The following is a 23,987-nucleotide window of genomic DNA, read 5'->3' as shown; positions in this document are numbered from 1 at the left end:
TTTTTATACTATTGCGACTTCCAAGTCCGCACTCACTAAAGCCGATGCCCGCCAATGTGTCAATACAATAACCTTGTCACTCCTCTGGAATTAACCTGCACCCGCGCCAACACCCCGTAATGACAAGGGGCGCTTTCGTTCAAGCCCAGCTATTTGAAAAACAAATAATACTAAAAGCAACGCGCTCAGTGAGTATAGAGAGCGTTATTTCTACTTATATAACTACGTAGCCGCACTTCAGCTGAGCCAAGGGTTGGCCGCCAGGAAGTGGCGCTCAGATGCGTGGCTACTGACGACATCACACAGCGGCATGATCACGTCCTTGGAGGTCTGCCCCGGCCTAACGCAAGCCGCTGAACGCCTGCGGGCTGGCGCACTGCGTGTTCGATCAGCGCATAAATGCGGCCTGAATGTGAACCTGAAACATTTTCTTTCATATCCACCTTAGGGATTTCTCATGCTCATCCGTCTTAACTTAGATACAGCCTGTCGCGTCAGCAAAAGCTACGACTGGCCTTTTCCGGGCCTCTATTGCCCCCTCCGATCAAGACCCTCATTCATATGTCGAAGAAGTCACGCTCCAAACTCTGGTTTCTCGTCCATAGCTGGCTGGCGTTGCCCATCTGGTTCTTTGTACTGATCGTCTGCGTCACCGGCACCCTGGCCGTGGTGAGCCAGGAAATCGTGTGGCTGGCCAACCCGGATATCCGCGCCAGCAAGCCGTCGGATGACGCTCAGCCGCTCAGCTTTGACCAGGTGATCGCGGCCATCAAGCACGATGAGCCCAAGGCCATCGTCCAGTCCATCATCCGCCCGGATGAATCGCACTTCGCGCTAAGCGTCGGCCTCAGCTACCCGGACGGGCGCTCCGTGGAGGTGTATGCCAATCCCTACACCGGCGCGATCCAGGGCATCAGCCCCTCGTTCAACTTCCAGCAATTCACCCGCGCCCTGCATGGTTGGTGGCTGGTGCCGTTCACCAATGGGTACAGCTGGGGCTGGTACCTGGTGTCTGCGTTGGGCTTGCCGCTGCTGGCTTCACTGGTCACCGGGCTGGTGGTGTACAAGCGCTTCTGGAAAGGCTTCCTGCGCCCTACCCTGCGCATCCGCCACGGTGCGCGGATCTTCTGGGGCGACTTTCACCGCCTGAGTGGCATCTGGTCGATCTGGTTTATCGCGGTCATTTCTATCACCGGCACCTGGTTCCTGATCGAGGCTGTCCTGGGCGACAACCAGATATCCATTTCCAGTGAACCCATCGTGCCAGTGATCGCACGGGATAAGGTGCCGCTGTCGGCGCCGGGCGTGCCGGCACCGATGATCCCTATCGACAAGGCGATCGACATCGCCGCCGAGCGGATCCCCGGCCTGGACGCCAGCTTTGTGTTCATGCCAAGCAACGCCTACAGCCACCTGCAGATCGGCGGGCGTGGCTGGTACCCGTTGATGTTCCAGACCGCACAGCTGAACCCCTATGACGGTGAAATCGCGGTCTCGAACCTGTTGTCCGACCGTACCCCGCTGGAATTCGTCACCGAGTCGATGCGCCCACTGCACACCGGGGACTTTGGCGGTTTGTGGATCAAGCTGATCTGGGCATTCTTCGGCCTGGTGCTGAGCATGATGGTATTGAGCGGCTTGCTGATCTGGACCAAGCGCACCGCTCTGGCCACCCTCAACGCCCTCAAGCGCGAGGCCAAGACACAACGTCAGCACGCGCCCATCCCGACCATGCACGCCGACACCTCGGAGGCCCAGCGATGAGCAAGGTTGCAACCGTACCGCCGTCCCCGCTGCGCGCCTTTTGGCTGAAATGGCGTTTCCATGTCAACATCCTGCTGTTGCTGGTGCCGCTGGGGTTCATGCCCAAATACTTTGCCGACGCCGCGTTGTTTCGCGGGGATACCGGCATCGGCGAGCGCGTGGCCGGGCAGGTGCAAGTCGGTCCCTGGAGCCTGACGCTGGCTGAGTTTCGCAACGAAGGCCCGAGCCCGAACCCGGCTGGCCCGATGAAGTTCTTCAACGCTGCCCTGTGCGATACCTGTGCCGAGCAGGTCAAGGCCACTTACCTGCGTATCGGCAAACCCCGCAGCCTGCGCGCCGCCGGAGTGATCTTCTTCGGCACGCCGTACCGCATGGGCGCCGCCCTGCCGATCCCAGAACGCACCCCGGCGGATGCCGAAATATGGGTGACCATGGAAGGGTGGGACGGCAGCATGCACCAGGGTTCCATCCCGCTGAGCCAGGCCTCGCCTGCCACCATTGCCTGGCTGAACAAGCAAGGAGTCAAACCATGACGTTCAAGCGCCTCACCCGCGCCGCGCTGTTGCTGTGCGCCGGCCTGAGCACCACCGCCTTCGCCCACAACCCGATGTGCGAATGCAAAGAAATCCCCGGCGAGCAGATACAGTGCAAAGGCGGTTTTTCCGACGGCAGTGGCGCCCCCGGCGTAACCCTGGATGTGATCGGCTACGACGAAACCATCCTGGTGCCGGGCAAGCTTGGCGAGGATTCGACCCTGACCTTCAAGAAGCCCGCCGCCGAATTCTACGTGCTGTTCGATGCCGGCCCCGGCCACGTGGTGGAAATCGACCAAGCGGATATCCCGTCGCAATGAGTACCACACAGGTTGTACGCCCCGCGGGCGCGGGCCACGAAACCCTTTATGTGTTGCTGTTGTGCCTGATCATCCTCGCGGTGGCGGGCACGGTCGTGACGCTGCACGGGGAAACCCAGGAAGTCGCGGCAGTGCCCAGCCACCAGCTGGACGCCCGCCGCGACCTGAGCGCCGCCGAGCAAGGCATCTACGCCGACCTGCGGGTGACCCTGGATGAAATCCACCTGTTGCAGCAGGAACACAGCGCCCTGCCGACGCCTGAGCAACTGGCCGAAGAAGGCTTCGCGCCCTTTGCCCAGGATGCCAGTTCGGTCAGCCGTGGCGGCCATCGCTGGCAGCTGCTGGCACCCGCCGCCTACCTGGGCTTGAGCCAGGCGCCGGCCACCAGCGGTTCGCTGCTGATGCGCGTGCAAGGCAGTGAGCCGGATATCTGGCTCAACCGCAGCGCCAACCTTGCCGCCCCTTCCGACCTCACTGACCAGGCGCTGATCGCGGCCGGCTGGCAGCAGGTGGTCGCGCAATTCGATGCTGGCGTCACCCGCCAGCACCGTCACTGAACGAGAAGACCGATTGCCCATGTCCATGTCATCGCCCCTGTTGCGCCTTTTACTGGTTGGCCTGTTCAGCCTGATGCTCACCCCCCTTGCCAATGCCGAGGCGGCCAAGCGCCTGCGTATCGGCATTACCTTGCACCCCTATTACAGCTACGTGGCCAATATCGTGGGCGACAAGGCCGAGGTGGTGCCGCTGATTCCCGCCGGTTTCAACCCGCACGCCTACGAGCCGCGCGCCGAAGACATCAAGCGCATCGGCACCCTGGATGTGATCGTACTCAACGGCGTCGGCCACGACGACTTCGCCGACCGCATGATCGCCACCAGCGAGCGCCCGGATATCAAGGTGATCGAAGCCAACGCCAACGTGCCGCTGCTCGCCGCTACCGGTAACGCGGCACGCGGTGCGGGCAAGGTGGTCAACCCGCACACCTTCCTGTCGATCAGCGCGTCGATTGCCCAGGTCAATAACATTGCCCGTGAGTTGGGCACGCTCGACCCGGACAACGCCAAAACCTACACCCAGAACGCCCGCGCCTACAGCAAGCGCCTGCGTCAGATGCGCGCCGACGCCCTGGCCAAGCTGACCAGCGCGCCCAACCCCGACCTGCGTGTCGCCACCGTACACGCGGCCTACGACTACCTGTTGCGCGAGTTTGGCCTGGAAGTCACCGCCGTGGTCGAGCCGGCCCACGGTATCGAGCCAAGCCCCAGCCAGCTGAAAAAGACCATCGATGAACTGCGTGCTCTGGATGTGAAAGTGATCTTCTCGGAGATGGATTTCCCGTCCACCTACGTCGATACCATCCAGCGTGAATCCGGGGTCAAGCTGTACCCGCTGTCGCATATTTCCTACGGCGAATACAGCGCGGAGAAGTACGAAGTGGAGATGACCGGCAACCTCAACACCGTGGTACGGGCGATTCAGGAGTCGGGAGCATGACCGCCGCGCAGCACCTGAACGCCGTCAACGTCGGCCCCACCCTGAACTTCGACCAGGTCTCGCTGACCCTGGGGCGCACCGTAATCCTCGATGGCGTGAGTTTCCAGGTACAACCGGGCAGCATCCACGCACTGGTAGGTCCCAACGGCGGCGGTAAAAGCTCGCTGATCAAGACCCTGCTGGGGCAGACGCCGCACCAGGGGCGTTTGAGCCTGGAATGGCCAACCACACCCGGCACCATCGGTTACGTGCCCCAGGCGCTGGAATTTGACCGCGGCTTGCCGATGACCGTGGACGATTTCATGGCTGCCATGTGCCAGCGTCGCCCGGCGTTTCTGGGCCTTTCCAGGCATTACGCAGCAGCGATTGGCGATGCCCTCGAGCGCGTTGGCATGCAAGACAAGCGCAAGCGCCGCATGGGCGCGTTGTCCGGCGGTGAGCGCCAGCGCGTACTGCTGGCCCAGGGGCTGATTCCGGCGCCGCAGTTGCTGGTGCTGGATGAGCCGATGTCGGCCCTCGACGAGGCGGGTATCCAGGTGTTCGAACGGCTGTTGAACGACTGGCGCCTGGCCGGGATTACCGTGCTGTGGATCGAGCACGACCTAGAGGCCGTGGGCCGCCTGGCCGACCGCGTCACCGGTCTTAACCGCCGCGTGCTGTTCGACGCCACACCGAAAGAGGCGCTGACCCCGGACCGCCTGCTCACTCTGTTCTCCACCCACCCTCGGAGCCCGGCCCCATGAGTTATGAAGCCTTTCGCTTGATGGTCCAGGGCTGGGCCTCTGCCGGTTACCTGCCCGAAGCCCTGGCCTACGGGTTTGTGGTCAACGCCCTGCTCGCCGGCTTGTTGATCGGCCCGGTACTCGGCGGCCTGGGTACGCTGGTGGTGGTCAAGCGCTTTGCGTTTTTCTCCGAAGCGGTCGGCCATGCCGCGCTGACCGGCGTGGCCGTGGGCATCCTGCTGGGCGAACCCTATACCGGGCCTTATGGCAGCCTGTTTGGCTACTGCCTGCTGTTCGGCATCCTGCTCAATTACCTGCGTAACCGCACCGGCCTGGCGCCCGATACCTTGATCGGCGTGTTCCTGTCCGTGTCCCTGGCACTGGGGGCAAGCCTGCTGCTGATCCTGGCCGGCAAGATCAACGTGCACATTCTCGAGAACGTGCTGTTTGGCTCGGTGCTGACGGTCAACGGCAACGACCTGCTGGTACTGGCCATTGTCGGCTCGCTGGTGATGGCCCTGGCATTGCCGCTGTACAACCGCATCATGCTGGCCAGTTTCAACCCGCAATTGGCAGCAGTGCGCGGGGTGGCGGTGAAAAGCCTGGACTACCTGTTCGTGATCCTGGTGACCCTGATCACCGTGGCCGCGGTCAAGGTCATCGGCGCAATCCTGGTCGGTGCCTTGCTGGTGATTCCTGCCGCTGCGGCGCGCCTGTTGAGCCAGTCACTCAAAGGGTTTTTCTGGATCTCGGTGCTGATCGCCACCGTCAGCACCCTGTGCGGCATCCTGCTGCCGATCATCTTCGACCTGCCCATCCCATCCGGCGCCGCCATCATTCTGGTTGCCGGTATCGCCTTCGCCTTCGCGGCCATCGCCCGTGGCGTTGTGCCCAGCCTCAAAGGGAATCTTGGATAATGCGCCCTGTCTTTCGCCCACTGGCCCTGGCCATCGCTTGCTTGATGAGTACGTCGGCACTGGCCGTCGACGGTTTCGACGCCAAGGACTTCAAAGTCAACCAGGGCCTCGGTCACGCAGCCCTGACCAAGACCAAGCCGCCGGTCAAGGTGCTGGCGTCGCTGCCGATTACCTACGGCTTGGCCGAGGCGCTGCTCACAGGCACCAACGTAGCGCTTGAACGCGCCGCGCCGGCCAACCTACCGGGTTCGCGGCAGGTGTCCTACTTCACCGGCCGCGGTGCTGCGGCATTGAACAAGTTGGCGCTGGACGCCGACGCGGCCATCGGCCTGCGCTCGCTGTGGGCCGATGACCCGCTGTACCCCGTGGCGCGGCGCAGCAATATCCGCATCGTCGAAGTCGATGCCGCACGCCCGGTGGACGGCGGCTTGCCGGGTATCGCAGTACAACCGGGGGTCACCGATGGCTTGAACAGCCAACCCTGGCAATCGAGCAACAATATGGGGCGCATGGCCGACGTGATGGCCGCCGACCTGAGCCGCCTGGCGCCGGCTGCCAAACCCAGGATCGACGCTAACCTGGCCGCGCTCAAACAGCGTTTACTCAAGCTCACCGCCGACAGCGAGGCGCGATTGGCCAAGGCCGACAACCTGAGTGTGCTCAGCTTGAGCGATCACTTCGCGTACCTGGTCAGCAGCCTGAACCTGGAAGTGCTCAGCACCGATGCACGGCCCGACGCCGAGTGGACGCCCGAGGCGCTGCAAAAACTCAGCAGCGCGTTGAAGGATAACGATGTGGCGGTGGTGCTGCATCACCGTCAACCCAGCGATGCAGTCAAAACCGCCGTCACTGCCGGCGGCTCCAGACTGTTGGTGTTGAATGTGGACGGCGCCGACCCGGTGACGGAGTTGGAAACCAATGTAGACCAAGTGATCAAAGCACTCACACCCTAGGCAAGCCACCGATCCGTCAGAGATAAACTCGGTTCAATGTGGGAGCTGGCTTGCCTGCGATGCGGACGCCTCGGTTTATCAGGCGCACCGAGTCGATGCCATCGCAGGCAAGCCAGCTCCCACATGGGTTCGCGGTGCACCAGCCGCTACACCACATCCACACCCACATGAATCGCATCATGCCGCCAGAACTCCAGGTCGCAGTCGATCAGGCGTTGATGCTGGTCGTAATTGACCCGGGCGATGCGCAAGCCCGGGCTGCCTACCGAGACGCGTAGCGCAGCGGCCGCTTCCACCGGTAGCGAGGTGGGCACAATCTCGAAACGCACCCGCCCGTAGTGCAAGTCATATTTGCTGGCATACAGCTCAGTCATCGACTGATTCAAATCACACGCCAGGATCCCCGGAAAATACTGCGGGTTCAGATAGTGCTCCACATACAACACCAGGCGCCCGTCAATCCTGCGCCCCCGGCAAATCTGGATCACGCTCGACAACGCCGGCAACTGCAACCACGCGCACACCGCCGCCGACGCCGGTTGCAGGCGTGCGGAGATGACCTGCGTGGAAGCCTCGCGCCCCTGATCGCTGACCATGGCGTGAAAGTGGCTGCGCTGCATCAGGTTATAGGCCAGCCGTGGCGGCGAAACGAACCAGCCCCGACGCTCTTCGCGGTAAATCTGCCCTTGGGCCTCAAGCTGTAACAAGGCTTCCCGCACGGTAATCCGAGTGGTACCAAACAACTCGCTGAGCTTGCGTTCGGCGGGCAGTTTGCTGGCAGGCGGCAACAGGCCGTGGTCGATCTGCTCCTGCAGCGCCAGGCCGATGGAAGTTACCGCCTTGATTGCCTCATCACGCATCAACGTTACCTATCTGGACTAGACCAGCACCGTTCAGGTGCACAAAACGCGCTCTATCTGGGCTTTTGCTGCTGGGTGCCAGCCTAGGCACTCCAGATGACCGACAGATGACAAAGGCTGTCGACTGCGTCTTCCACACCCTGCAATACATCGGCCAAGTCCAAGGCCTGCGGGCACTTGGGCATGGTCTACGCTAAGTCAGAGCTGAACGACATCAGCGCTTCAAAAACGACATCGACATGAAACTGTCATCCAGGGGGCCTAGATTGGCTCAGGTATTGCTGACCTAGACCAAACCACCGCTAACGTTCAGATAAAACGCCGCGTTGAAAACGCCCCAAAGGAGCTTCGGATGAAACAGCTTTTCCTGGCATCACTGTTAGGCTCGACCATTGCCATGTGCACCGCCGCCATGGCTGCTGATACCGATCTAAAAACCTTGGAAGCCGCCGCCAAAGCGGAAGGCGCCGTCAACAGCGTCGGCATGCCCGATGACTGGGCCAACTGGAAAGGCACCTGGGAAGACCTGGCCAAAACCTACGGCCTCAAGCACATCGACACCGACATGAGCTCGGCCCAGGAAATCGCCAAGTTCAAAGCCGAAAAGGACAACGCCAGCGCCGATATCGGTGACGTGGGCGCGGCCTTCGGCCCGATCGCGGTAAAGCAAGAAGTGACCCAGCCGTACAAACCATCCACCTGGGCACAGGTGCCGGATTGGGCGAAAGACAAGGACGGTCACTGGGCCCTGGCTTACACCGGTACCATTGCCTTTATCGTCAACAAGAAGCTGCTGCACGGCTCCGAAGTGCCCACCACCTGGGCTGACCTGCAAACCGGTAAATACAAGGTATCGGTGGGTGACGTGAGCACCGCCGCCCAGGCTTCGAACGCAGTACTCGCCGCGGCCATCGCCAACAAAGGCGACGAGAAAAACATCGCGCCGGGCCTGCAATTTTTCACCAAGATCGCCCAGCAAGGTCGCCTCTCGCTGTCCAACCCGACCATCGCTACCATGGAAAAAGGCGAAGTCGAAGTGGGCCTCGTCTGGGACTTCAACGGCCTGAGCTATAAGGCCAAGATGGCCAACCCCGATGACTACGTGGTGCTGATCCCCTCGGATGGCTCGGTGAAATCCGGCTACACCACCCTCATCAACAAATACGCCAAGCACCCGAACGCCGCCAAGCTCACCCGCGAATACATCTTCAGCGATGCCGGCCAGCTCAACCTGGCACGCGGCAATGCGCGTCCGATCCGGGCTGAAACCGACTTGAAACTGCCGGCAGACGTTGCCAAAAACCTGATCCCGGGCGAGCAGTACACCAAGGCCAACCCGCAGCCGATCAAGGATGCCGATGCCTGGGAAGCGACGTCCAAGAAGCTGCCACAGATGTGGAACGAGCAAGTCATCGTAGAAATGAAGTAATCGGTCTCTCTGATCCAAAGGCGGTCAGTGTGGGAGCTGGCTTGCCTGCGATAGCGGTCTGACATTCAACATTTGTGTCCACTGATACACCGCCATCGCAGGCAAGCCAGCTCCCACATTTGATCCCATTCCACGTTGATACTGAGCCATACCCTCTGTTGCGGAGCCCCAGCCCCCATGAAGCACACTGTCATCCTTGTGGTGCTCGACGGCCTCAACTTCGAGGTTGCCCGGCACGCCATGGGGCATTTGCAGGCCTATGTCGGCGCAGGACGCGCAGCTCTCTACACACTGGAATGTGAACTGCCTGCCCTGTCCCGCCCGTTGTACGAGTGCATCCTCACCGGCGTGCCGCCGATCCAAAGCGGTGTCGTGCACAACAACGTCTCGCGCCTGTCCACCCAGCGCAGCATTTTCCATTACGCCACCGACGCCGGCTTGAGCACCGCTGCGGCGGCTTACCACTGGGTCAGCGAGTTGTATAACCGCACGCCCTTTCTCGCCGCCCGCGATCGTCATACCGACGACAAGGCGCTGGCGATCCAGCACGGGCATTTCTACTGGAATGACCACTACCCCGATTCCCACCTGTTCGCCGACGCCGAAAGCCTGCGGCTCAAGCACGCGCCAAACTTTTTGCTGGTGCACCCGATGAACATCGACGACGCCGGTCACAAGCATGGCCTCGACACCGCGCAATACCGCAACAGCGCACGCTCGGCTGACATTATCCTGGCCGACTACCTGCAAGACTGGCTCGATGCCGGCTACCAGGTACTGGTCACCGCCGACCACGGCATGAACAACGACCGCTCCCACAACGGCCTGTTGCGCGAAGAACGGGAAGTGCCACTGTTTGTCATCGGTGACGCCTTCAGCCTGGACACCGACGCTGCGCCGAAACAAACCGACCTGTGCGGCACCATCTGCGAACTGCTGGGCGTGCCCCACAACAAGCCTGTGTGCCGGGAGCTGCTCAAGTGAATGCATTGACCCGCGGCAAATGGCTGGCCCTGCTATGCCTGCTGCCCTTCGCACTGTTCTTTATCGTGTTCGAGATCGCGCCGCTGGTATGGGTGCTGATCAGCAGCCTGCAAACCGAAGAGTCCGGCTGGAGCCTGGAAAACTTCACCCGCATCTTCACCTCGAAGTTCTACCGGCAGGCCATCCAGTTCAGCCTGGAGATCAGTTTCTACTCCAGCATCTTCGGCATCATCATCGCCACCCTGGGCAGCTACTCATTGCGCCGAGTGGATTCGCCGCTGCGCAACTTCGTCACCGCATTCGCCAACATGACCAGCAACTTCGCCGGCGTACCCCTGGCCTTCGCGTTCATCATCCTGCTGGGGTTCAACGGCAGTATCACCCTCATGCTCAAGCAGGCCGGGATCATTGAGGACTTCAACCTGTACTCGAAAACCGGCCTGATCATCCTCTATACCTACTTCCAGATTCCCCTCGGCGTACTGCTGCTCTACCCGGCCTTCGACGCATTGCGCGAAGACTGGCGCGAGTCGGCCGCCCTGCTCGGTGCGAATGGCTGGCAGTTCTGGCGGCATATCGGCCTGCCGGTGCTCACCCCGGCGCTGCTCGGTACCTTTGTGATCCTGTTGGCCAACGCCCTCGGCGCCTATGCCACGGTCTATGCACTGACCACCGGCAACTTCAACGTACTGCCGATTCGCATTGCCGGCCTGGTCTCCGGCGATGTGTCGCTGGACCCGAACATGGCCAGCGCCCTGGCCGTGGTGCTGGTGGCGCTGATGACCGTGGTCACGGTGGTGCATCAACTGCTGCTCAAGAGGAGCTACCATGTCTCGCGCTGAAGCCGGCCCGGCCTCCCTCTACCATCGGGTGGTGGTGTACCTGTTGTTCCTGATCCTGGTGCTGCCTTTGGTAGGCACCTTTGTCTACTCGATTTCCAGCAGTTGGTCGGCAACTATCCTGCCCGCCGGCTTCAGCGTGAAATGGTATGTACAGCTGTGGAGCGACCCGCGCTTTCTGATGGCCTTCGGGCAATCGTTGCTGGTGTGCGTGGGCGCACTGATCCTTTCGGTGGTGTTGATTTTGCCGCTGCTGTTCGTGGTGCACTACCACTTTCCCAAGCTCGACGCGTTGATGAACATCCTGATCCTGCTGCCCTTTGCGGTGCCGCCGGTGGTGTCCTCGGTGGGGCTGCTGCAACTGTACGGGTCCGGGCCGCTGGCGATGGTGGGCACGCCGTGGATTTTGATCGGCTGCTACTTCACCGTCGCGCTGCCGTTCATGTACCGCGCGATCACCAACAACCTGCAAGCCATCAACCTGCGCGACCTGATGGACGCTTCGCAACTGCTCGGCGCCAGCACCTGGCAGGCCGCGATCCTGGTGGTGCTGCCCAACCTGCGCAAGGGCCTGATGGTGGCGCTGCTGCTGTCGTTCTCGTTCCTGTTCGGCGAGTTCGTGTTCGCCAACATCCTCGTCGGCACCCGGTACGAAACCCTGCAGGTGTACCTCAACAACATGCGCAACAGCAGTGGCCATTTCACCAGCGCCGTGGTGATCTCTTATTTCTTCTTTGTGCTGGTACTGACCTGGGCCGCCACTCTCTTGAACAAGGACAAAAGCCAATGAGCTTCGTCAGCGTCCAACACCTGCAAAAAGGCTACGCCGGCACCCCGGTGTTCAGCGATATCAATTGCGAGGTCGCCAAAGGCGAGTTCGTCACCCTGCTCGGCCCGTCCGGTTGCGGCAAATCCACTTTGCTGCGCTGCATCGCCGGGCTTACGCCGGTGGACAGTGGCCAGATCCTCCTGGATGGCCAGGACATCGTGCCCCTGAGCCCACAGAAACGCCAGATCGGCATGGTGTTCCAGAGCTACGCGCTGTTCCCCAACATGACCGTGGAACAGAACGTCGCCTTCGGCCTGCGCATGCAAAAGGTCAACGCCGACGACAGCAACAAGCGCGTGCAAGAAGTGCTGCAACTGGTGGAGCTCAAGGACCTGGCCGGCCGTTATCCGCACCAGATGTCCGGTGGCCAGTGCCAGCGCGTCGCTCTTGCCCGCTCCCTGGTGACCCGCCCGCGCCTGCTGTTGCTGGATGAACCGCTGTCGGCATTGGATGCACGTATTCGCAAGCACTTGCGCGAGCAGATCCGCCAGATCCAGCGCGAGCTGGGGCTGACCACGATCTTCGTGACCCATGACCAGGAAGAAGCGCTGACCATGTCCGACCGCATCTTCTTGATGAACCAGGGCAAGATCGTGCAGAGCGGTGATGCCGAAACCCTCTATACCGCGCCGGTGGATGTGTTCGCTGCCGGGTTTATCGGCAACTACAACCTGCTCGATGCCGACAAGGCCAGCCAACTGCTGCAGCGGCCGATCAGCGGGCGCATCGCGATTCGCCCCGAGGCCATCGAGTTGAGCCGCAGCGGCGAGCTCGATGCGTTGGTGCGTAGCCACAGCCTGCTGGGTAACGTGATTCGCTACCGCATCGAAGCCCGTGGCGTCGAGCTGGTGGTGGACGTGCTCAATCGTTCGGCCGACGACCTGCACCCGGACGGCCAGCGCCTGGCACTTTCCATCGACCCCAGCGCACTGTGTGAAGTAGCCTGACAGGCAGCGACCTATTGAGAGAGAGCATCACCGATGGCATTGGTAATTTTTGATCTGGACGACACCCTGATCCACGGCGACTGCGCCACGCTGTGGAGCGAACAGATGGGCCGCCTTGGCTGGGTGGACCCTGAGTCGTTCATGCGCAGGAACAACGAGCTGATGGATGCCTACAGCCAGGGCAAGCTGCGGATGGAAGATTTCATGGATTTCAGCCTGGAGCCGATGATCGGCCGCACCCCGGAAGAAATCGAGCACTTGGTGGAGCCGTGGGTCGAGGACGTCATCGAGCCGCTGATCTACAGCGACGCCACCAAGACCATCGCCCGCCACCGCGCGAATGGCGACCGGATCCTGGTGATTTCCGCTTCGGGCACTCACCTGGTCACGCCGATTGCTGCGCGTATCGGTATCGAGGAAGTGCTGGGGATTAACCTGGAGGTCAGCCACGGCGTGTACAGCGGCCGTACCGTCGATGTACTGACTTACCGTGAGGGCAAGATCACGCGCTTGCTGGAATGGCTGGAGCAGGAAGGCGAAACCCTTGAAGGTGCCTATTTCTATTCGGACTCGCGCAATGATTTACCGCTGCTGCTCAAGGTGGATCACCCGCAGGTGGTGAACCCGGACCCGGTGTTGCGCGCCCATGCCGAACAGGCCGGCTGGCCGATCCACCACTGGACCTGAATCAATAGAGATCAACCCGCAAGAGATGGCTTGCCTGCGATAGCGGTGCAACAGTGAAGAATTCTTCATCTGGTGCACCGCTATCGCAGGCAAGCCAGCTCCCACACTGACTGCATTTCAATCTAGGATTCGGTCAGGCTGTTGGCAATATGGACTACACCGGACGTAGGACGAGGTTGTTCTAGGCCCCCACATCACCGTCAACGCCTTGCAATGCTTTCACAGTGCCTCCATAGTGAGTCTGGACTGAGCCCGGTGCTGTAGCGCCGGGCTTTTTGCATTATGCGACCGGACCATATGGAACCGGCTCCCTCAAAGACGGCCTAATATGCGTTATCAATTGCCCCCGCGTCGAATCAGCATGAAGCATCTGTTCCCCAGCACCGCCCTCGCATTTTTCATTGGTCTCGGCTTCGCGTCGATGTCGACCAATACGTTCGCAGCCAATAGCTGGGACAACCTTCAGCCTGATCGCGATGAGGTGATTGCCAGCCTTAACGTCGTCGAGTTGCTCAAGCGCCATCACTACAGCAAGCCGCCGCTGGACGACGCTCGCTCAGTGATCATCTACGACAGCTACCTCAAGCTGCTGGACCCCTCGCGTAGCTACTTCCTGGCCAGCGATATCGCTGAGTTCGACAAGTGGAAGACCCAATTCGACGACTTCCTCAAGAGCGGCGACCTGCAGCCCGGCTTCACCATCTACAAGCGTTACCTGGACCGCGTCAAAGCGCGTCTGGATTTCGCGTTGGGTGAGCTGAACAAAGGTATCGACAAGCTCGATTTCACACAGAAAGAAACCCTTCTGGTGGACCGCAAAGACGCTCCTTGGCTGACCAGTACCGCGGCGCTGGACGACCTGTGGCGCAAACGCGTCAAGGACGAAGTGCTGCGCTTGAAGATCGCCGGCAAAGAGCCCAAGGCCATTCAAGAACTGCTGACCAAGCGCTACAAGAACCAGCTGGCACGCCTGGACCAGACCCGTGCCGAGGATATCTTCCAGGCCTACATCAACACCTTTGCGATGTCCTACGACCCGCACACCAATTATCTGTCGCCAGATAACGCGGAAAATTTCGATATCAATATGAGTCTGTCCCTGGAAGGCATCGGTGCCGTCCTGCAAAGCGACAATGACCAGGTGAAGATCGTACGTTTGGTGCCGGCAGGCCCTGCTGACAAAACCAAGCAAGTGGCACCGGCCGACAAGATCATCGGCGTGGCCCAGGCCGACAAAGAGATGGTCGATGTGGTCGGCTGGCGCCTGGACGAAGTGGTCAAGCTGATCCGCGGGCCTAAAGGCAGCGTGGTGCGCCTGGAAGTGATTCCACACACCAATGCACCGAACGACCAGACCAGCAAGATCGTGTCCATCACTCGTGAAGCGGTGAAGCTCGAAGACCAGGCTGTGCAGAAGAAAGTCCTCAACCTCAAGCAGGATGGCAAGGACTACAAGCTGGGCGTGATTGAAATCCCGGCCTTCTACCTGGACTTCAAGGCGTTTCGTGCCGGGGATCCGGACTACAAGTCCACCACCCGCGACGTGAAGAAAATCCTGACAGAACTGCAGAAAGAGAAAGTCGACGGCGTGGTCATCGACCTGCGCAACAACGGCGGCGGCTCCCTGCAGGAAGCCACCGAGCTGACCAGCCTGTTTATCGACAAGGGCCCGACCGTGCTGGTACGCAACGCTGACGGCCGTGTCGACGTGCTCGAAGACGAGAACCCGGGGGCCTTCTACAAAGGGCCGATGGCGCTGCTGGTCAACCGCCTCTCGGCCTCGGCCTCGGAGATTTTCGCCGGCGCCATGCAGGACTACCACCGTGCATTGATCATCGGCGGCCAGACCTTCGGCAAGGGCACCGTGCAGACCATCCAGCCGCTGAATCATGGCGAGCTTAAACTGACACTGGCCAAGTTCTACCGGGTATCCGGGCAGAGCACCCAGCATCAAGGCGTACTGCCGGATATCGATTTCCCGTCGATCATCGACACCAAGGAAATCGGCGAAAGCGCCCTGCCTGAAGCCATGCCGTGGGACACCATCCGCCCTGCGATCAAGCCGGCGTCGGATCCGTTCAAGCCCTTCCTGGCGCAGTTGAAGGCTGATCATGACACCCGCTCCGCCAAGGATGCCGAGTTCGTGTTTATCCGCGACAAGCTGGCCCTGGCCAAGAAGCTGATGGAAGAGAAGACCGTCAGCCTCAACGAAGCGGATCGCCGTGCACAGCATTCCAGCATCGAGAATCAGCAACTGGTACTGGAAAACACCCGCCGCAAGGCCAAGGGTGAAGACCCGCTCAAAGAGCTGAAGAAAGAAGATGAAGACGCGCTGCCGACCGAGGCGGATAAAACCAAGCCGGAAGACGACGCTTACTTGGCCGAGACTGGCCGGATCCTGCTGGATTACCTGAAAATCACCAAGCAGGTGGCCAAGCAGTAAATGATGGCGATTTAATGTGATCGCTCCTCGGAGTGTCATCATATAGACATCATTCTGTCGTGAAATAAAAGGACCGCAGGTTTACGCCTGCGGTCCTTTTTTTTGATCGAGACCGCCATGACCATGACCGAACAGCTGAATGCATTGGGCTCAATCCTGGCTCAAGGCAGTTTGCACAGCCTGTTCCAACCGATCATCTGCCTGTCGGAGCGGCGCATCCTCGGTTATGAAGCCCTCAGTCGTGGCCCGTCCAACAGCCCGCTGCACTCCCCCGTTGCGCTGTTTTCGGTGGCCAGCCATGCCGGGCGCCTGAGCGAACTGGACATGGCGTGTCGAGAGAGTGCGTGCCGGCGCTTCAGCGAGCAGAAACTGCCCGGCAAGCTGTTCCTCAATATCTCGCCGGAATCCTTGATGGAGCACGCGCATCAGCCAGGGCGCACCCTGCAACTGTTGCGCGACTTCGGTATTTCTCCCAGCCAAGTGGTGATCGAGCTCACCGAGCAAGCGCCCACCGACGATTTCGCGCTGTTGCAAACTGCCTTGCACCACTACCGCGACATGGGTTTTGCCATCGCACTGGATGACTTGGGCGCCGGTTATTCCAGTTTGCGGTTGTGGTCGGAACTGCGCCCGGACTACGTGAAGATCGACCGGCACTTTATCGACGGCATTCACCAGGACGCCCTCAAGCGCGAGTTTGTCGGCTCGATCCTGCAGATCGCCAGGGCATCCCGCGCCCAAGTGATTGCCGAGGGCATCGAACTGCCAGAAGAACTGGCGGTGTTGACCGAGATGGGCGTCGACCTGGTCCAGGGCTACCTGCTCTGCCGCCCTCAGGAAAAGCCGCCGCAGGAAGCGCGCCTGATGCTGCCCAAGCCGGATAACGCCACGCTGGCCCTCAATGACGAAGGCAGTGACCTGAGCGCACTGCTCAATGAGCAACCCGCCGTGGATCAAGACACCGCCACCGCCCAAGTGCTGGAATCGTTCCGCCGCCAGGCCAACCTCAACTCGCTGGCGGTGTTAGACGGCCGTGGTTGCCCGGTCGGCATTGTGCACCGGCACTCGTTGTCGGACGCGTTGCTCAAGCCGTTCGCGACCGATCTGTTTGCACGTAAACCCATCAGTCGCTTGATGAGCGATGATTTTTTGGCGGTGGAACTGAGCCAGTCCTTGCAACAGGTCAGCCGTTTACTCACCAGCCGCGCACGGCAACGCATCGAAGAGGATTTCATCATCACCCTGAACGGTGATTACCTGGGGCTGGGTCGGGTCATTGACGTGCTCAAGTTGATCACGGAGCTGAAAATCCAGCAGGCCCGCTACGCCAACCCGTTGACCTTGTTGCCTGGCAATGTGCCGATCCAGCAATGCCTCACCCGGCTGCTGCAGCAACAGCGCGAGTCGGTGATCTGCTATGTGGATATCGACAGTTTCAAACCGTTCAACGACATCTACGGCTACGGGCGCGGGGATGAAGTGCTGCTGTGCCTGGCGCAGTGCCTCAACGACCGGGTAGACCCCAGCCGCGACTTTGTCGGACACATTGGCGGCGATGACTTTCTGCTGGTGCTGGGCCCGCAGGACTGGCGCAAGCGGCTCAACCAACTGCTGGACGATTTCCACACCCAATGCCGACGCTTCTACCGCGCTGAACACCTTGAGGCTGGGTGCTTCGTGGCCCTCAATCGCCAGGGCGCGCGCCAGGAGTTTGCATTGCTGTCGCTGTCCATCGGTGTAGTGCATTTGTATCCTCAGGCCTGCGCACAACTCGATGCCAGCCAGTTGGCAGAGCTGGCTTCACAAGCCAAGCACCATGCCAAGGATGTTGCGGGCTACAGCATCCACGTGATCGACAGCATGGACACCTGCGCCCAGGCGCTTTAGGCCTCGGCGGATTCCGGGTACTCGTACTCGAACACCCGCACCACTTCGGATGCATGCCAGGACGCGGCGGCCACACCATCGGAAGGCCCGCTGAACCGCCCCAGGCGCTCAACACACTCAAAAAAACCGGTGCGCGGCAGGCGGCTGGCACCCTGGCTGATCACCAGGGAACTGCGCAGCGGTTGCTCCGCCTTGGCATCCAGTGCCGCCAGGTGCTCCAGGGCCGCAGCCAGGGTCTGCATGGCCGGCGTCGGGAATTGCAGGCGCTCAAGCAGCGCACGGTAGGTGAGCAAATGGCGCTGGCGCCGCGCCTGATCCAGTTCGTTGAGCAACCCATCCCAGTGTTGACGACTAATACGTAAGCTCAAGACTCATCCCTCCAACCTGCAACGCCCAATTCCCAGGCCAGGCTGCGGCGAATGGCGGCATCCGGCTGGCGTTCACCACTTTCTATCAATCCAAGATACGAAGGGCTGATGCCCACGGTACGCGCCAGGGCCTCGATTGCCAGGCCCTTGGCCTCACGCAGGCCGCGCAGGGCTGCAAGCGGACGCAGGTCCTGCTCGATAGCGGTGGGTGCAACAGAAGGAGAAGCGCGTGTTGGTTGCAATTGACCGGCAGCTTTTAGCAGCGCCTGGTACTGGTCCCATGGCAACACCGCGTATTCGGGTGCGCCATCGCGTGAAATGATCTGGATATCCATGACTGCCCCGTAGGATAAAAACACTTACTAAGTAAGTTATTTCCTTAGGAGTGTAATCCTAACAGCCACAAAGGTCGCAGGGGATACCGGGCAACATTAGTTTTTTTGCGGGTTTTCCCGGGCCAGCAGCTCAGGCGTCGCTGGCAGGCGCTCAACCACCGCAAGTTTTTCCGGGCGCTGCCCATCGCGCCAGGCACGAAACGCGCTCAGTTCGCCGCTCAGGGTCTTCATGACCCATGCCAGCACGGCGATGTCATCGAGCATGCCGAACATAGGGAGGAAGTCCGGAATGGCATCAATCGGGCTGAGAAAGTACATCAGCCCCGCTACCACCGAAATCAGCGCCTTGGGGCTGATGGCACGGTATTCGCCACGCCAGTAAGCCAGGCAAAGGGCCTGAAGCAATTTGAGATCGTCCTTGAGCTGGCCGAGCCGATTGCCTTGGCTTGAGCCTTTGGCTGCAACGGCAAACAACAAGGTTGGCAAGCGCCCGCGACCCAGCAAGCGTGCGGCCATAGGCAGGAAGCGGGTGAAAGTGAACGGTGGTTTCATAGGGCACTCCAGTTCCAGGCGATATAAAAGGTTATCCACACAAATTGTGGATAACCTTGTGAACAGAGCCTGTTTTATCGGCTGAAAGCCACGGACTACAAGGCCTACAGTCAGATCGGGCGTTTTTTGCGCACATAAAAAAAACCCAAGAATTCATTGACTTGGCATGTATGTGCGGCTACCCGTGCTCGAGTCTTATATCAGACTGTGTCCGGTTGCAGACGTTCGTTTGGATTTTTTGAGGCTTCACGTAGGGGCTGCATCTGCACGACTCCGGCACGAGGCTGACCCCTGTGGCGAGGGAGCTTGCTCCCGCGGCGGCCTGCCCGTTCCCATAGAAAATCTTATAGCCCTTGGCCAGTCCCGAAAACAACAACGCCCCGTCGAGACGGGGCGTTGTGTGTTCAGGCGCCGATTACTTCTTGGCGGCTGGTGCAGCAGGTGCGTCAGCCGCTTCTGCCTTGGCTGGATCCTTGATGGCCAGCAGTTCCAGGTCGAATACCAGCACCGAGTTGGCCGGGATCGCCGGGCTCGGGCTCTGGGCGCCGTAGGCCAGGTCGGACGGGATGTACAGCTCGACCTTCTCGCCAACGTGCATCAGTTGCAGGCCTTCGACCCAACCCGGGATCACGCCGCTGACCGGCAGGTCGATCGGGCTACCGCGATCTACGGAGCTGTCAAAGGTAGTGCCGTTGGTGAGCTTGCCGGTGTAGTGAACAGTCACCACGTCGGTCGGCTTAGGCTGGGCGCCGTCGGCCTTCTTCACGATCTTGTACTGCAGGCCGGAAGCGGTGGTGACAACACCGTCTTTCTTGGCGTTGTCTTCGAGGAATTTCTTGCCAGCGGCTGCCGACTCTTCGCTCATTTTGGTCATGCGCTCTTCAGCACGCTTTTGCAGTGCGGCAAACGCTTCAACCAGCTCATCGTCCTTGAGCTTCTGCTCTTTCTTGCCGACGGCATCTTCGATGCCCTGGGCAACAGCTTTGGAGTCCAGGTCGTCCATGCCTTCTTGGGCAAGGCTCTTGCCCATGTTCAGGCCGATGCCGTAGGAAGCTTTTTGCGCCGGGGTTTTCAGCTCTACGCTAGTCTGCGAATCACAACCCGCAAGTACCAGGCTAACCAGGGCCACCGCCGCCGCCAACCGATGCTGTTTCATGCTATTTCCTTGTTCATGCGCCATAAGGGCATTCGAATAAAGTCGCGAGCTTATCAGGCGGCCACGACCAATGGCTACCGGCATGTGAGCAGGAAACTTCTGATAAGTTCACGTGTTTAAAAGCATTTCCATTTATCATGGGGCCCCGCGACGGATCGCGGGACCGCCTGATAGCGGGCCAATTGCTACTTGCCGCACCTGTGGCGCAGTGGCATAACAACGCGACAATTCGACAAGGATAGTTATCTTGCGCATTTTTTCCCGTGTTTTACTCCTGATACTGATCGCACTGGGCCTGATTCTGGCCGTGGTGCTCTACTACACCCTCAACCCCAAGCTGCCGGACTACGTGCCAGTAAAGCAGGTGCACTACCAGGAGCAATGGAGTGCCGACGACCGCCAGACCTACTACTTCACGCCCCAGGGCACCCAAGTAAAAGGCCTGCACTACGACTGGTTCACCGCCCTGGAACTGCCGTTTTCCGAGCAACGCTTTGCCGCGCCGGAGTACCTGGCGCGCTTTGGCTTCCTGGTCGACCCCAAGCAGACGCCCACCGCGCAAAACCCTGGCAACCTGCCAGTAGGGTTCGCCCGGCACCAGAACGCCGACAGCAGGGCTCAGTACCTGGATATCACCTGTGCGGCCTGCCACACCGGCGAATTGCACTACAAGGGCCAGGCCCTGCGCATCGACGGTGGCTCGGCGCAACACGTACTGCCCTCCAGCGTTCCCACGTTGCGCGGTGGCAGTTTCGGCCAGGCCCTGGTCGCGAGCCTGGCCGCTACCTATTACAACCCATGGAAGTTTGAGCGCTTTGCTCACAAGGTGCTGGGGGATCAGTACGATACCCAGCGCGATCAACTGCGCAAGGACTTCAAGCAATCGCTGAACCAGTTCCTCAAAGTCGCCTGGAATGACACCCACCGTGGCCTTTACCCCACCGAAGAAGGCCCGGGCCGTACTGACGCCTTTGGACGCATCGCCAACGCCAGTTTTGGCGACGCCATTTCCCCCGACAATTATCGCGTCGCCAATGCGCCGGTGGACTACCCGCAGTTGTGGGATATCTGGACCTTCGACTGGGTGCAGTGGAATGGCTCGGCACAGCAGCCCATGGCGCGCAACATCGGCGAAGCCCTTGGCGTAGGCGCGACTCTGGCGTTCTTCGACGCAGCCGGGCAACCGCTCAAGGGCGATGCCCGCTACCCATCCAGCGTACGGGTGCGCGACCTGCACCTGATCGAAGAAACCCTGCAACGGCTCAAGCCGCCGACCTGGCCGCAAGACTTGTTCGGTGCCATCGACAACCCCCTCGCCGCCCAGGGCCGCGCACTCTTTGCCGAGAACTGCGCCGGCTGCCACCTGCCCACCGTTACCGAAGAAAACGGCCGACCGGTGCAGCAGTTGAAAATGCTGCCGGTGGACTACATCGGCACCGACCCCGGCACAGCCAACAACATTGCCGACCAACGCTATGACCTCAGCGCGCTGCAATGGGACCCGGCCGAACTGGCCCGGCTCAATGTCGAACTGCACCCCACCCCCACCGCGCCGCTGGACCTGAAAAAAATGTCGGTGGCCCAAGGCCTGGCCTATGTCACCGCCTTCGTCGAAGAGCATGCCTACCGTGCGGCGGGCGTGACCCCGGCCGAGCGCCCGGGCCTGGACGGGTTCGGCCTGCCCATCGGCGTACGCGAGTTGCGTGCCTATAAGGCGCGGCCACTGGCAGGCGTATGGGCCACCCCACCGTTCCTGCACAACGGTTCGGTGCCGACGATCTACCAACTGCTCTCGCCCCAGGACGAACGCAGCACCACTTTCTATAAAGGCACCTTCAACTACGACCCGCGTCACCTGGGGTTTGAGACCACCGCCTTCAAGAACGCCTTCCTGTTCGATACCAGAGTCACCGGCAACCACAACAGCGGCCACGAATTCCGTGCCGGCGAACGTGGCAATGGCGTTATCGGCCGTGGCCTGCTGCCGCAGGAACGCTGGGCGCTGCTCGAATACCTCAAAGTGCTGGGCGGCCCGCTGGAGCAACAACTGCCATGATTATCCGATCGCAAAACAAGGACCGCTCCATGCTTGCTCGTCTCTGGCTGCGCCTTGGCGCCTTTGTGGGCAAAACCCTGCTGTGGCTGCTGGGCCTGGGCCTGCTGGGCTGGGTGTTGGCCACGGCCTGGTTCGCCTGGCAGCACAGGGGCCCGGTGTCGGTGAAGGAACAGATCCCGCCGGGTGAGGCGGCGATGACCCAAGGCATCATCCAGACCGCCGTGCGCATCGTTGACCAGCATCGCGAAGGCACTCGCTACCTGCGCGATGCCCATGCCAAGGCCCATGGGTGCGTGAAAGCCGAGGTCAGCGTTCTGGCGAATCTCGACCCGGCCTTGCGCCAGGGTGTGTTCGCCGAGCCGGGCAAGACCTGGCAGGCGACGATGCGCCTGTCCAACGGCAACGCCTACCCGCAATTCGACAGCATCCGCGATGCCCGCGGCATGGCGATCAAGCTGTTGGATGTGCCGGGCAAGCAACTGATGGCCGACCAGCAAGCGCGCACCGAGCAGGATTTCGTGATGTTCAGCCATCCGAACTTCTTTGTCAGCGATGTCGCGGAATACGCGCAGAACATCGGTGCGCAAGCGGATGGCAAGAAGGTCCTGGCGTTCTTTCCCAAGCTCGACCCGCGCAGCTGGCAAGTGCGTCACTTGTTTATCGCCCTGGCAACCCTGGCGCCCGCCCCGGCCAGCCCGACGCAGACGACTTACTTTTCAGTGTCGCCTTATAAGTTTGGCGCGGCCAACGCCAAGTTTCGCGTGGCGCCCGACCCGCAAAGCTGCCCGGATTATGTGCTGCCCAAACAGAACCAGGACCTGCCCAACTTCCTGCGCAGCGCGCTCAACCAGCAACTGTCCACCGACCGCGTAGACGCGTGTTTTGTGCTGCAGATCCAGCGGCAAAACCCGCAGGCCTTCATGCCCATCGAAGACACCAGCATCGAGTGGAAGGAAAGCGACGCGCCGTATGAAACGGTGGCCAAGGTCAGGATTCCCGCCCAGGACTTCGACACGCCGGCGCAGAACCTGGCGTGCGATAACCAGTCGTTCAACCCCTGGTTCGGTTTGGAAGCGCACCGCCCCATCGGCGGCATCAATCGGCTGCGCAAAGCGGTGTACGAAGCCGTCAGCGATTACCGCCACAGCCGCAACGCGCCGTAAGGTGCGTTAAATCGCAGGCGAAAAAAAAACCCGCTCAATGAGCGGGTTTCTTATAGCTACCTGGCGTTCAGCGTTCCAGGTGACCGAATATGGCGCAGCGGACGGGACTCGAACCCGCGACCCCCGGCGTGACAGGCCGGTATTCTAACCGACTGAACTACCGCTGCGCGTAACACTTGAAGCGAATGGTGGGTGATGACGGGATCGAACCGCCGACCCTCTGCTTGTAAGGCAGATGCTCTCCCAGCTGAGCTAATCACCCTTCGTTTCGGTGTGGGCGCATCATACACCAAAAAATCGTAATGTCTTGATTTAAATGCAATTTATTTAAAAAAAGTTTAGCGCACGATTTTTTGCCATATTTCGGACAGAAAAAAGCCCGCTCGATGAGCGGGCTTTCTTTGGCTACCTGGCGTTCAGCGTTCCAGGTGACCGAATATGGCGCAGCGGACGGGATCATAACTCATCCTCTAAATCATTGAAAGCTTCAGCTTTCTGTCGCTCAGCATACCGCTGATGGACTTGATTATGTACTCATTATTTCAAGTTGGGAATTACGATGCTCAGCGACTCTCTGAATGGCCCGAATAGATTACTTTGGACAAGCTTGACGTTCGCGAGCAACTGATACGTCTTGGTAACGTCAAAACCTCGGAGCCGGAACCCAGTCGCTATGTAGTGGTCGACTGATCCCAGCCAGATGTAGCATTGCCCATTACCGTTGCAGCGGCTCTACGTAAAGCAGT

At 60.5% G+C, this 23,987-nt stretch carries 23 protein-coding genes and 2 tRNA genes; 18 read left to right on the top strand and 7 right to left on the bottom strand.

Going from position 1 to position 23,987, the window contains the following annotated elements; all coding sequences use genetic code 11:
- Window positions 1-561: 561 nt before the first annotated feature.
- Genes AB4P90_RS10795 through AB4P90_RS10760 form a run of 8 tightly spaced genes read left to right on the top strand, consistent with a single transcriptional unit; the run spans window position 562 to window position 6,706 of the window.
- Entirely contained in the window at window positions 562-1,764 is a 1,203-nt protein-coding gene (locus tag AB4P90_RS10795) for a PepSY domain-containing protein (protein WP_014717810.1), read from the top strand.
- Window positions 1,761-2,297, top strand: a complete 537-nt coding sequence (locus tag AB4P90_RS10790; protein ID WP_014717809.1) for a hypothetical protein — start codon at window positions 1,761-1,763, stop codon at window positions 2,295-2,297. The genes AB4P90_RS10795 and AB4P90_RS10790 overlap by 4 nt, the downstream gene beginning before the upstream one ends.
- Window positions 2,294-2,617: a hypothetical protein gene (locus AB4P90_RS10785; RefSeq protein WP_014717808.1), complete on the top strand. Its 324-nt coding sequence runs from the start codon at window positions 2,294-2,296 to the stop codon at window positions 2,615-2,617. The genes AB4P90_RS10790 and AB4P90_RS10785 overlap by 4 nt, the downstream gene beginning before the upstream one ends.
- Window positions 2,614-3,174, top strand: a complete 561-nt coding sequence (locus AB4P90_RS10780; protein WP_395605880.1) for a DUF6162 family protein — start codon at window positions 2,614-2,616, stop codon at window positions 3,172-3,174. Before AB4P90_RS10785 ends, AB4P90_RS10780 begins: the two co-directional genes overlap by 4 nt.
- A gap of 19 nt (window positions 3,175-3,193) precedes the next feature.
- Window positions 3,194-4,114 (top strand): metal ABC transporter substrate-binding protein, encoded by a 921-nt coding sequence (locus tag AB4P90_RS10775; protein WP_395605879.1) that lies wholly within the window; start codon window positions 3,194-3,196, stop codon window positions 4,112-4,114.
- Entirely contained in the window at window positions 4,111-4,857 is a 747-nt protein-coding gene (locus AB4P90_RS10770; protein WP_014717805.1) for a metal ABC transporter ATP-binding protein, read from the top strand. Before AB4P90_RS10775 ends, AB4P90_RS10770 begins: the two co-directional genes overlap by 4 nt.
- Entirely contained in the window at window positions 4,854-5,753 is a 900-nt protein-coding gene (locus AB4P90_RS10765) for a metal ABC transporter permease (RefSeq protein ID WP_032901932.1), read from the top strand. The genes AB4P90_RS10770 and AB4P90_RS10765 overlap by 4 nt, the downstream gene beginning before the upstream one ends.
- A complete protein-coding gene (locus AB4P90_RS10760; protein ID WP_073845413.1) occupies window positions 5,753-6,706 on the top strand; it encodes a metal ABC transporter solute-binding protein, Zn/Mn family in 954 nt (317 codons plus the stop codon). Before AB4P90_RS10765 ends, AB4P90_RS10760 begins: the two co-directional genes overlap by 1 nt.
- Window positions 6,707-6,852: 146 nt before the next feature.
- On the opposite strand, the gene AB4P90_RS10755 is transcribed toward AB4P90_RS10760, so the two are convergent.
- The gene (locus AB4P90_RS10755; RefSeq protein WP_003190151.1) at window positions 6,853-7,566 is read right to left on the bottom strand and encodes a UTRA domain-containing protein; all 714 of its coding nucleotides are present in this window, start codon (window positions 7,564-7,566) and stop codon (window positions 6,853-6,855) included.
- 352 nt (window positions 7,567-7,918) lie between these two features.
- Between AB4P90_RS10755 and AB4P90_RS10750 the strand changes: the two genes are divergently transcribed.
- From AB4P90_RS10750 to AB4P90_RS10715, 8 genes are all read left to right on the top strand, one after another.
- Window positions 7,919-8,995, top strand: a complete 1,077-nt coding sequence (locus AB4P90_RS10750) for an ABC transporter substrate-binding protein (protein WP_014717801.1) — start codon at window positions 7,919-7,921, stop codon at window positions 8,993-8,995.
- A gap of 177 nt (window positions 8,996-9,172) precedes the next feature.
- Window positions 9,173-9,979, top strand: a complete 807-nt coding sequence (locus AB4P90_RS10745; RefSeq protein ID WP_014717800.1) for an alkaline phosphatase family protein — start codon at window positions 9,173-9,175, stop codon at window positions 9,977-9,979.
- Window positions 9,976-10,821 (top strand): ABC transporter permease subunit, encoded by an 846-nt coding sequence (locus AB4P90_RS10740; RefSeq protein ID WP_014717799.1) that lies wholly within the window; start codon window positions 9,976-9,978, stop codon window positions 10,819-10,821. The genes AB4P90_RS10745 and AB4P90_RS10740 overlap by 4 nt, the downstream gene beginning before the upstream one ends.
- The gene (locus tag AB4P90_RS10735; protein ID WP_003190144.1) at window positions 10,808-11,608 is read left to right on the top strand and encodes an ABC transporter permease; all 801 of its coding nucleotides are present in this window, start codon (window positions 10,808-10,810) and stop codon (window positions 11,606-11,608) included. Before AB4P90_RS10740 ends, AB4P90_RS10735 begins: the two co-directional genes overlap by 14 nt.
- Window positions 11,605-12,594, top strand: coding sequence for an ABC transporter ATP-binding protein (locus AB4P90_RS10730; RefSeq protein WP_060766799.1), 990 nt, complete (start codon window positions 11,605-11,607; stop codon window positions 12,592-12,594). The genes AB4P90_RS10735 and AB4P90_RS10730 overlap by 4 nt, the downstream gene beginning before the upstream one ends.
- A gap of 33 nt (window positions 12,595-12,627) precedes the next feature.
- Window positions 12,628-13,281 (top strand): HAD family phosphatase, encoded by a 654-nt coding sequence (locus AB4P90_RS10725; RefSeq protein WP_072435546.1) that lies wholly within the window; start codon window positions 12,628-12,630, stop codon window positions 13,279-13,281.
- Window positions 13,282-13,642: 361 nt separating this feature from the next.
- A complete protein-coding gene (locus AB4P90_RS10720) occupies window positions 13,643-15,724 on the top strand; it encodes a carboxy terminal-processing peptidase (RefSeq protein ID WP_224796967.1) in 2,082 nt (693 codons plus the stop codon).
- Window positions 15,725-15,841: 117 nt separating this feature from the next.
- Window positions 15,842-17,611 (top strand): bifunctional diguanylate cyclase/phosphodiesterase, encoded by a 1,770-nt coding sequence (locus AB4P90_RS10715; protein ID WP_014717796.1) that lies wholly within the window; start codon window positions 15,842-15,844, stop codon window positions 17,609-17,611.
- Here the strand turns inward: AB4P90_RS10715 and AB4P90_RS10710 are convergent.
- The 4 genes from AB4P90_RS10710 to AB4P90_RS10695 all read right to left on the bottom strand — a co-directional run bounded on the left by AB4P90_RS10710 (window position 17,608) and on the right by AB4P90_RS10695 (window position 20,022).
- Window positions 17,608-17,979, bottom strand: a complete 372-nt coding sequence (locus AB4P90_RS10710) for a hypothetical protein (protein WP_005786715.1) — start codon at window positions 17,977-17,979, stop codon at window positions 17,608-17,610. The genes AB4P90_RS10715 and AB4P90_RS10710 overlap by 4 nt on opposite strands.
- Window positions 17,976-18,314: a helix-turn-helix transcriptional regulator gene (locus AB4P90_RS10705; protein ID WP_014717794.1), complete on the bottom strand. Its 339-nt coding sequence runs from the start codon at window positions 18,312-18,314 to the stop codon at window positions 17,976-17,978. Before AB4P90_RS10705 ends, AB4P90_RS10710 begins: the two co-directional genes overlap by 4 nt.
- A 96-nt stretch (window positions 18,315-18,410) precedes the next feature.
- Complete coding sequence (locus AB4P90_RS10700) at window positions 18,411-18,866, bottom strand: YkvA family protein (RefSeq protein ID WP_014717793.1); 456 nt, start codon at window positions 18,864-18,866, stop codon at window positions 18,411-18,413.
- Between the two features lie 415 nt (window positions 18,867-19,281).
- Window positions 19,282-20,022: an FKBP-type peptidyl-prolyl cis-trans isomerase gene (locus tag AB4P90_RS10695; protein ID WP_003190133.1), complete on the bottom strand. Its 741-nt coding sequence runs from the start codon at window positions 20,020-20,022 to the stop codon at window positions 19,282-19,284.
- A gap of 247 nt (window positions 20,023-20,269) precedes the next feature.
- Here AB4P90_RS10695 and AB4P90_RS10690 point away from each other — a divergent pair, with 247 nt between their 5' ends.
- Window positions 20,270-22,078 carry a di-heme-cytochrome C peroxidase gene (locus AB4P90_RS10690; protein ID WP_395605878.1) on the top strand — a complete coding sequence of 603 codons (1,809 nt, stop codon included), beginning with the start codon at window positions 20,270-20,272 and terminating at the stop codon, window positions 22,076-22,078.
- A gap of 29 nt (window positions 22,079-22,107) precedes the next feature.
- Window positions 22,108-23,241, top strand: coding sequence for a catalase family protein (locus tag AB4P90_RS10685; protein ID WP_395605877.1), 1,134 nt, complete (start codon window positions 22,108-22,110; stop codon window positions 23,239-23,241).
- A gap of 90 nt (window positions 23,242-23,331) precedes the next feature.
- On the opposite strand, the gene AB4P90_RS10680 is transcribed toward AB4P90_RS10685, so the two are convergent.
- Together AB4P90_RS10680 and AB4P90_RS10675 are read right to left on the bottom strand one after the other, a co-directional pair.
- Window positions 23,332-23,408, bottom strand: a tRNA-Asp gene (locus AB4P90_RS10680).
- A gap of 19 nt (window positions 23,409-23,427) precedes the next feature.
- A tRNA-Val gene (locus AB4P90_RS10675) sits at window positions 23,428-23,503 on the bottom strand.
- Window positions 23,504-23,987: the final 484 nt, after the last annotated feature.

The sequence above is a fragment of the Pseudomonas sp. B16120 genome (assembly GCF_044218845.1).
In the GTDB taxonomy this organism is placed as follows: domain Bacteria; phylum Pseudomonadota; class Gammaproteobacteria; order Pseudomonadales; family Pseudomonadaceae; genus Aquipseudomonas; species Aquipseudomonas paracarnis.
Note: the sequence above shows the minus strand (reverse complement) of the source record. Positions and strands in the feature narration are given on the sequence as shown.